The 7,378-nt window shown below is 45.3% G+C and carries 9 protein-coding genes and 1 pseudogene; 5 read left to right on the top strand and 5 right to left on the bottom strand.

Going from position 1 to position 7,378, the window contains the following annotated elements; genetic code table 11:
* From AC5V8P_RS21180 to AC5V8P_RS21170, 3 genes and pseudogenes are all read left to right on the top strand, one after another.
* Positions 1–129: pseudogene (locus AC5V8P_RS21180) on the top strand (metallophosphoesterase); the annotation flags it as partial.
* Between the two features lie 105 nt (positions 130–234).
* On the top strand, positions 235–975 hold the full coding sequence (locus AC5V8P_RS21175) for a metallophosphoesterase family protein (RefSeq protein ID WP_063209481.1): 741 nt from the start codon (positions 235–237) through the stop codon (positions 973–975).
* A 52-nt stretch (positions 976–1,027) separates the two neighbouring features.
* Positions 1,028–1,636, top strand: a complete 609-nt coding sequence (locus AC5V8P_RS21170) for a GNAT family N-acetyltransferase (protein WP_063209479.1) — start codon at positions 1,028–1,030, stop codon at positions 1,634–1,636.
* A gap of 138 nt (positions 1,637–1,774) precedes the next feature.
* Here the strand turns inward: AC5V8P_RS21170 and AC5V8P_RS21165 are convergent, their stop codons facing one another.
* The 4 genes from AC5V8P_RS21165 to AC5V8P_RS21150 form a co-directional block, all read right to left on the bottom strand.
* Complete coding sequence (locus AC5V8P_RS21165; RefSeq protein WP_064798051.1) at positions 1,775–2,662, bottom strand: NAD-dependent epimerase/dehydratase family protein; 888 nt, start codon at positions 2,660–2,662, stop codon at positions 1,775–1,777.
* Positions 2,663–2,745: 83 nt separating this feature from the next.
* Complete coding sequence (locus tag AC5V8P_RS21160; protein WP_063209474.1) at positions 2,746–3,486, bottom strand: GTP pyrophosphokinase; 741 nt, start codon at positions 3,484–3,486, stop codon at positions 2,746–2,748.
* 188 nt (positions 3,487–3,674) lie between these two features.
* Complete coding sequence (locus AC5V8P_RS21155; protein WP_063209472.1) at positions 3,675–4,484, bottom strand: histidinol-phosphatase; 810 nt, start codon at positions 4,482–4,484, stop codon at positions 3,675–3,677.
* 60 nt (positions 4,485–4,544) lie between these two features.
* The gene (locus AC5V8P_RS21150) at positions 4,545–5,447 is read right to left on the bottom strand and encodes a LysR family transcriptional regulator (RefSeq protein ID WP_016820048.1); all 903 of its coding nucleotides are present in this window, start codon (positions 5,445–5,447) and stop codon (positions 4,545–4,547) included.
* A gap of 425 nt (positions 5,448–5,872) precedes the next feature.
* On the opposite strand from AC5V8P_RS21150, the gene AC5V8P_RS21145 reads away from it, so the two are divergent.
* Both AC5V8P_RS21145 and AC5V8P_RS21140 read left to right on the top strand, forming a co-directional pair.
* Positions 5,873–6,331 (top strand): chemotaxis protein CheX, encoded by a 459-nt coding sequence (locus AC5V8P_RS21145; RefSeq protein WP_064798054.1) that lies wholly within the window; start codon positions 5,873–5,875, stop codon positions 6,329–6,331.
* Positions 6,332–6,370: 39 nt separating this feature from the next.
* The gene (locus AC5V8P_RS21140; protein ID WP_064798052.1) at positions 6,371–7,150 is read left to right on the top strand and encodes an SDR family NAD(P)-dependent oxidoreductase; all 780 of its coding nucleotides are present in this window, start codon (positions 6,371–6,373) and stop codon (positions 7,148–7,150) included.
* A gap of 66 nt (positions 7,151–7,216) precedes the next feature.
* On the opposite strand, the gene AC5V8P_RS21135 is transcribed toward AC5V8P_RS21140, so the two are convergent.
* Positions 7,217–7,372 (bottom strand): IS3 family transposase, encoded by a 156-nt coding sequence (locus AC5V8P_RS21135; protein ID WP_495473833.1) that lies wholly within the window; start codon positions 7,370–7,372, stop codon positions 7,217–7,219.
* Between the last annotated feature and the right edge of the window lie 6 nt (positions 7,373–7,378).

Genomic DNA, 7,378 nt, shown 5'->3' with positions numbered 1-7,378 from the left:
GGATTATTCCATGTGGGAACGGATAGAATGCCACTGTATGTCAGTCGAGGCATTGGGATGACACATTTGCCGATTCGTGTGCTGTGCAGACCGGAGCTTAGTGTCATCACGTTAAAATCTGGCCAATAGGCCATGATCTTTTTTTCTTCTTCATCCTATATGTTGGAACTACATAATGTTGGCTTGAATGTAGTGTAGAGATGTAGTCGTTTCGGACAAAGGAGTGAGATTCAGTTGGATCGTGTTGCTGTCATTTCAGATATTCATGGCAATTGGCCTGCTTGTGAGGCAGTGCTGGAGGATATTGCTTCCCGAGGCATTAGCCGTGTGTTTTGTTTGGGGGATCTGATCGGCAAAGGACCTAGTCCGTGCGAGGTTCTGGATGCTATCCGCCAACGTTGTGAAATCGTCGTTCGGGGCAATTGGGATGAGCTGGTTAGCATAACGGATGATCTCAATTTTAGCTGGCAAGCCGAGCGTTTGGGTACAGAGCGAGTACAGTATTTGGCACAGTTACCGTTTCATTATGATTTCACAATGAGCGGACGTCGTATCCGCTTGGTGCATGCCTCGCCGCAAAGTGTGTATCACCGCGTGCAGCCATGGGATGAGCCGGCCAAAAGGCTTGCCATGTTCGAGCCGCTCGCAGAAGAAAGTGGAAAAGTACCTTTTGCTCCAGAGGTTGTGGGATATGGCGATGTGCATAATGCTTTTATCCAGCATTTTCAGGGAAAAACACTTTTTAACGTTGGAAGTGTCGGGAACCCGTTGGATATCACCCAGGCTTCCTACTGCATTTTAGAGGGGCAATGGGGAGAAGAGCATCTCACGCCTTTCTCTATTCATTTTGTACGTGTACCGTATGATATAGAATTGGCAGTAAAACAAGCAGAAGAGGCGGGTGTGCCTTCTTTGCTATATTATATTCGAGAGCTGCGTACCGGAATATATCGAGGAATTCAAGACCTGGATTAAGTATAGAAATATGCATTGCTAGTAGCAGAATCCATCCGCAGGAGGGAACATTGTGCTGACCAGAGAAATGCTTCGTCTCGGATTGCCGGAGTTTTACACTCACCGAGTCCGATTGCGCCAGCTAAGAGCGGAGGATTATCCTGCGCTGGAGCGGATCTTATCCGATCCATTGGTAATCCAATATGTGAATCGAATTCGCAAACCAGTCTATGCAAGGATGAAGCGTCTGGTTGCGCAAATTAAAATATCTGCTGATTCACTGGATTCCCTGCATTTCGCAGTAGAATGGCATCGGAGAGAGACAGAAGAGAGCAATCTGCATGATGAATCCAACGAACGGACCTTCTCACCGTTGCTCGGTATCGTTTCTTTTCAGCAATGGAATGAAAGAACGGGTGAGGCACAACTGGGCTATATTCTGGATCGGCCTTTTTGGGGGCAGGGACTGGCTACAGAAGTCGTGGGAGAGATGCTGAAATTTGGCTTCGATTCTTTAAAGCTCAAGCGGATCGAAAGCCGTTGCCAAGAGAATAACCATGCTTCTATGCGTGTGCTTATGAAAAATAAAATGCGCCTGCTGCGCACCATCGGTGCCTACGATCCCTCAGGAGAGGTGCCGAGTGTGTTGGTGTTTTCGATGACCCAAGGGGATTATGCGTAGAAATGACATTGGAATATTTTGTTACAAAGATGAAATATAACTGCAAAACAACTCTAACACAGGACGGGTACAATACAGACATGACCCCCTTTTGAATAATATATGTTGCTGGACCCGATCATACGGGTCCTCTTTTTTTTATACTTCATAGGTACGGTTCAGGCTGGTTACCAGTTCTGGCAGCCATTCATTTAGGGAAAGAAAAGAGTATCCCTCTGACCGGGCTTTGGTCGTATCCATATACCATGATTGTGTAATGCCAAATGGAGACATATGCTCGTTTGCTGTTTTTTCTTGGATCACAGCTTGTTTTCCAGTTACCTGTTCAATGATTGAAATGATATCTCCAATCCTTATTGTACCGTCGGAGCAAGCATTGACAGGGCCTGTGAAATGGGCAGACCCAAGCCAAAACAGAAAATCTGCAGCTTCATCGGAACGAATAAATGAGATATGAGCTGTGGAATTAGGTACTCCGATTTCTTGGCCTGCACGAACATGTTCAATATGAAAATGGAGTCTTTTCGTATAATCATCTGTTCCGAGTACAATCGGAAAACGAACAGCCACTACTGGGAACGTAGCTCGCTGCATAAAAACCGCTTCTGCCTGCCGTTTAGCCTCTTGATATGTAAAATCGTCCTTCCCGCCCTGACGAACCGGATAAGTCTGAGGATCAAAGATATTCTCTGTCAGCGCTTCCGGACTTGGATTATAGACAGATAGGCTGGAGGTCATAATATACCTTTTGGCTTTAGCATCAAAAATACGACACGCCTCGCTGGCTTCGTCTGGAGAATAGCAAATATTATCATAAACAACATCCCATACTTGCCCACCTACCGCCTCAGCAAGCGCTTGCGGGTCGGTACGGTCTGCACAGATCCGTTGAACGCGGTCACCGAACGAATCGCTTGTATGGCCTCGCGTGAGGATGGTAACGAAGTGCTCGGAACTTTCCAGCAGACGTTCTACCAGTCTTTTGCCAAAAAAGCGCGTTCCACCCAATACAAGTACCTTTCTCATACTTACATCACTCCTTCTGGAATGGTTTTCATTTATATTAAGATAGACGGACGAAGGAATGTAAAAGATACAGGATGTTAAAATTATTCCCCTAGAAGCTTCAAAAAATTGGCGGGTACCGTAATTTGCTGATTATTAATCATTATCTTTCGGAGCTCTTCCATAGAGTCTTCTTCGCCTCTGGCGTCTTTAATCTCCTTGATTTCACGGTGCAGACGTTCCATTTGGAGATCAAGCGCATTAGCGGAATCCGCTGCGTTCTTTAATTCACGTGTCAGACTCTCGGGAACAGACTGGTTGTATTTATAAAAGATTTTATGCTCCAAGCTTGCCCAAAAATCCATCGCAATAGTTCGAATCTGCACCTCTACACAGACTAGTTCCTCACAGTCCGACATGAATACAGGAACTTGAACCAGCAAATGCAGACTTTGATAACCGTTCGGCTTGGGGTTCTTGATGTAATCCTTGATTTCCAGCACCTTGAGGTCACTCTGCCTCTGAAGCATGTTACTGACATCATAAATGTCAGATATAAAAGAGCATGTAATACGCAAGCCCGCGATATCCTTGATATGATTTTTGATCGCATCCAGCGATAACTCGCTATTTTTACGAAGCATTTTGTTCATGATGCTCTCAGGAGATTTAAGGCGCGATTTGGTATGCTCAATGGGGCTGTAATCGTGCAATGCTTGAAATTCCTGCTTTAATATTTCAATCTTGGTTTCCATTTCGTCGAGCGCAAACTTATAAATGAGCATAAAGCGCGTGATGTCATGCTTTAGCTTTTTGAGCTTGTCCATCGGATCTTCCAATTGCATATGTATTCTCCTCACACAAAGTTGTTGTTTATTTAAAAGAGTAGGGCTGTACGGTTTAAGGCGGTTGGGAACAGAGCGAGGATTTGAATCTGGAGAAGCGTTAGTGTTCGCTTTTGCAATGGGATTTTTACTCTCTATATAATACCTAAGCATCCCATTGCAATAGCGATTCCCACCCTTAATACGTTTTAAAGCGCCACAGGAATTTTACGTTTTTCTTTAAAATAAACCCATTCTCGGAAGCCGATCTCCTTCAGCATGGTTTTTACTTCTTCCCAATCATCGCCTACCCGCGAAGGTTTATGGGCATCCGAGCCAAAAGTGACCTCCACACCAAAATGGTGCGCTCTTTCTAAAATAGAAGCAGACGGGTACCATCCGCCACTCAGCTTGGTTTTACCTGAAGTGTTAATTTCAATCGCCACATTGGATTCCGCAATCACCCGTAGAGTTTCGTCAATGGCTTCATCGGCAGGAATGTCTGAAAAGGCAGGGAAATTCCCCTTCATGGCGTCAATATGACCCAAAATCTGAAACATGCCGCTTCGCGCAGATTGCTGAATGAGCGCATAGTAGGCTTGTTTGACCTCGACTTTACGGGCGTCACTTAATTTTTTCCAACGATTGCGATTAAAAATGCTGTCCCCTTCGACATTGTGAATCGACCCGATGAGGTAATCAAATGGATAAGGAGCCAAAGTGGAACGATACAATTCAGCATAATCAGGGAAATAATCCGTTTCCAATCCAAGGAGCACGTCGATACGACCCTCGTATTCCTTCTTAAGCTCCTGTACCTCTTTTACATATTCAGCAAGCTGTGACTTGGCCATATAAATTTTAGGAAAAGCCTGATCCTTATCGCTACATAGGAAGGGGGAATGGTCAGAAATACCAATAGCTTGTAAGCCTGATTGAATACCTGCTTCGATATAATCCCGAATGTTGCCGTCTGCATGACCGCAGCGGAAATGATGGGTGTGCAGATCAAATTTCATAGACTGTCTTCCTTTCGTAAGCAAGGTTTATATTGTGTATGTTGTTCATAGCGAATTACGTTATTCAGAACTGGTGAAATTCGTCTCAGGCATCCCCTTTAAATCGCTTAAAAATTGCTGCATTGCTGAGTTTAGATATCGGCCGGATTTATAAATTACCCCTACCGGATGACTGACTTCCAACTCGGGGATATGGATCATTTTTAATGTGCCTGTACGCAGTTCAGAAGTGACTGACAGTCTGGAAATGATGGCAGCACCAAGATTGATTTCTACCATCCGTTTGACTTCCTCGCTGCTCGACAACTCGATTACGACATGGGGCACGATTTGATGCTTTTTAAAAACATCGTCCACGAATTTCCGTCCTACCGTATCGGGAGAGAGTAGAATGAGCGGAATTTCCCGAAGGGCTTCAATGGTAGCGTGTGGTTGCGAGGCCAGCGGATGCGTAGGAGATACGACAAGTTCAAAGGAATCATAATACAGAACCGAAGTGCTTAGATTGGGATTACGTTCGATCAGATAACCGATACCAACATCAATAAGTCCGTTCTCCACCTGCTGATAGATCATTGAGGAAGCCATGGATTGAATGGAGGTTTTGATGAGAGGGAACTGATCCTGAAAGTAGGAGAGCACACGCGGTAAAATTTGAATGGCGATGGATGTTGTGGTCCCCAGCGCAATGTGACCCTGCGGTGTTTCATTTAGATCGTACAATCTCTGTCTTAATTCCTCAACAACCTCCAATATGCGCTCGGCGTGTTCCAAAAATACAACTCCCCGGTCGGTCAGGGTGACGGGCTGGTTGCGGTCAATCAGAATGGTTTTGAACTCATCCTCCAGACTTTTGATTTGGGCGGACACCGCCGGCTGCGTCAAATTGAGAAGTTCTCCGGCTTTACGGAAGCTCATCGTTTTGGAAATCATGATAAGCGTTTCAAGTTGACTGATGTTCATGAAGTTCCTCCTCTCTTTTCTTTAGCTTGTCGCGGCTATATAGCCTGAGTTTAGCCAATCTACTTGTTTATATGTAAAACCATCGTTATGCTTTATTTCATTAGATTATAGGTTATTCGAGCAGGAAGGGCAATGAATCGAAGCAATACACCGTAAAGTGTGGTATATTGGGAAATAAAGACTAAAGTCCTGATATGCTTCAAAAATAACCAATCTAAATTCGGTGAGAAGCAAGGATATAGGACATTACTCACAATTTTTTGTGATTTAGCTATAAAAAATTGCCGGGCTGCTGTCGATAAGTGATAGAGAGAGCATTTTATACAGATCGAGTCGTTAAACAGCATTATTTAACTAAAAAACTCAAATTTAAATGGGACTTTTGTTGTGTGTCTAAAAGCCCATCGTAAAGGGGCGCAATGATCGTGAAGGCAGAAGTGATAAATCCTTTTTTGGAGTCGGCGAGACGGGTCATTGAACAGTTGATCCAAGTATCTCCTTTACCCGGAAATCTCGGTGTGAAAAATGTCGAGCTGGTGGACGACCACATTTGGATTATGATCGGGATGACCGGACAGCTTAGCGGAAATATTGTGTTCGGCCTGAATGAACAGGTGGCGCTACGGATGGTATCAGCGATGATGGGCGGATTTGTGTTGACTGAAATTGATGAGATGGGAAAAAGCGCGATTTCGGAATTGGGCAACATGATTAGTGGCAATGCCAGTACCATTTTGTCCAACCAAGGAATTGTCGTGGATATCACCCCGCCACAAGTCATGAAATCAGAAAACTTGACCACTTTCGTGCCACAGCGTGCCCTTTGTATTCCGCTTAAGGTGGAAGGAATCGGTGAGCTGGATATTCAGGTGATGATCTCTTAATATTAAAGGAGTAAGTTTCTTTAATGTGGAGGGATGACCATGAGTACATTGCAGGATAAGGTAATTGTGATTACAGGTGCATCCAGTGGGATTGGCGCCCTTTGCGCTCAGTTGTTGAGCGCAAAGGGCGCAATCCCTATTTTAACAGCGCGCTCGCAGGAGCGACTGAAGCAAGTATCTGCGGGAATCAGCGGCAGGCATGAGCTGATTCCACTGGACGTTACCCGCCAGGATCAGGTAGAGGCTGTGGCTGAACGAATATTGGGAGAGTACGGACGGGTTGATATATTGCTCAACAATGCGGGCTACGGAAAGTTTGAGTATTTTAATGAAACCGACCTGTCGGAGTTTGAGCAAATGATGGACGTCAACTATATGGGGGTTGTTCGCTGCATCAAGGCGTTTCTGCCGCAAATGACAGAGCGGAACAATGGGCAGATCGTGAATGTAGCGTCGATGGCCGGGAAAATCGGAACAGCCAAATCGGCTTCTTATACGGCCACGAAGCATGCGTTGCTCGGTTTCAGCAATGCGCTCCGGCAAGAGCTGCGCGGAAGTGGAGTGACTGTAACGACGATTAACCCCGGGCCGATTGATACCCCGTTCTTTGAGCTGGCAGATCCTTCGGGCGGTTATGTGCGGAATATTAGCTGGTTTATGCTGAAACCTGATAAGGTAGCACAGCATATCGTAAGAGCGATGGAGCTTCGCAAGGAGGAGGTTAATCTGCCACAGTGGGTATCTCCTTTTCTCAAGCTGTATCAGCTAGCTCCCAGACTGATCGACAGGCTGGGACATGGGGTAATGAATAAGAAATAAAAGATGTCCCGTAGCCATAAGGTGAACTGTGACCCCAATTGAGGACACTTTGAATAAAGCCCCCGCTTAGGCAGCCAATAGATGGCTTCTGAATTCGTCAGGAGTCATCTTTTTTAACGCCCATTGGTAGCGGCCTGAGTTGTAGTAAGCAATGTAGTTATCGATGCATGCCCGTAATTCTTGAATGGTTGCGCACGATTTGTATTCCACATCATCCTTCATATGACC

The sequence above is a fragment of the Paenibacillus sp. N119s genome (assembly GCF_059447605.1).
This window is presented reverse-complemented; position numbering and strand designations above follow the sequence as displayed.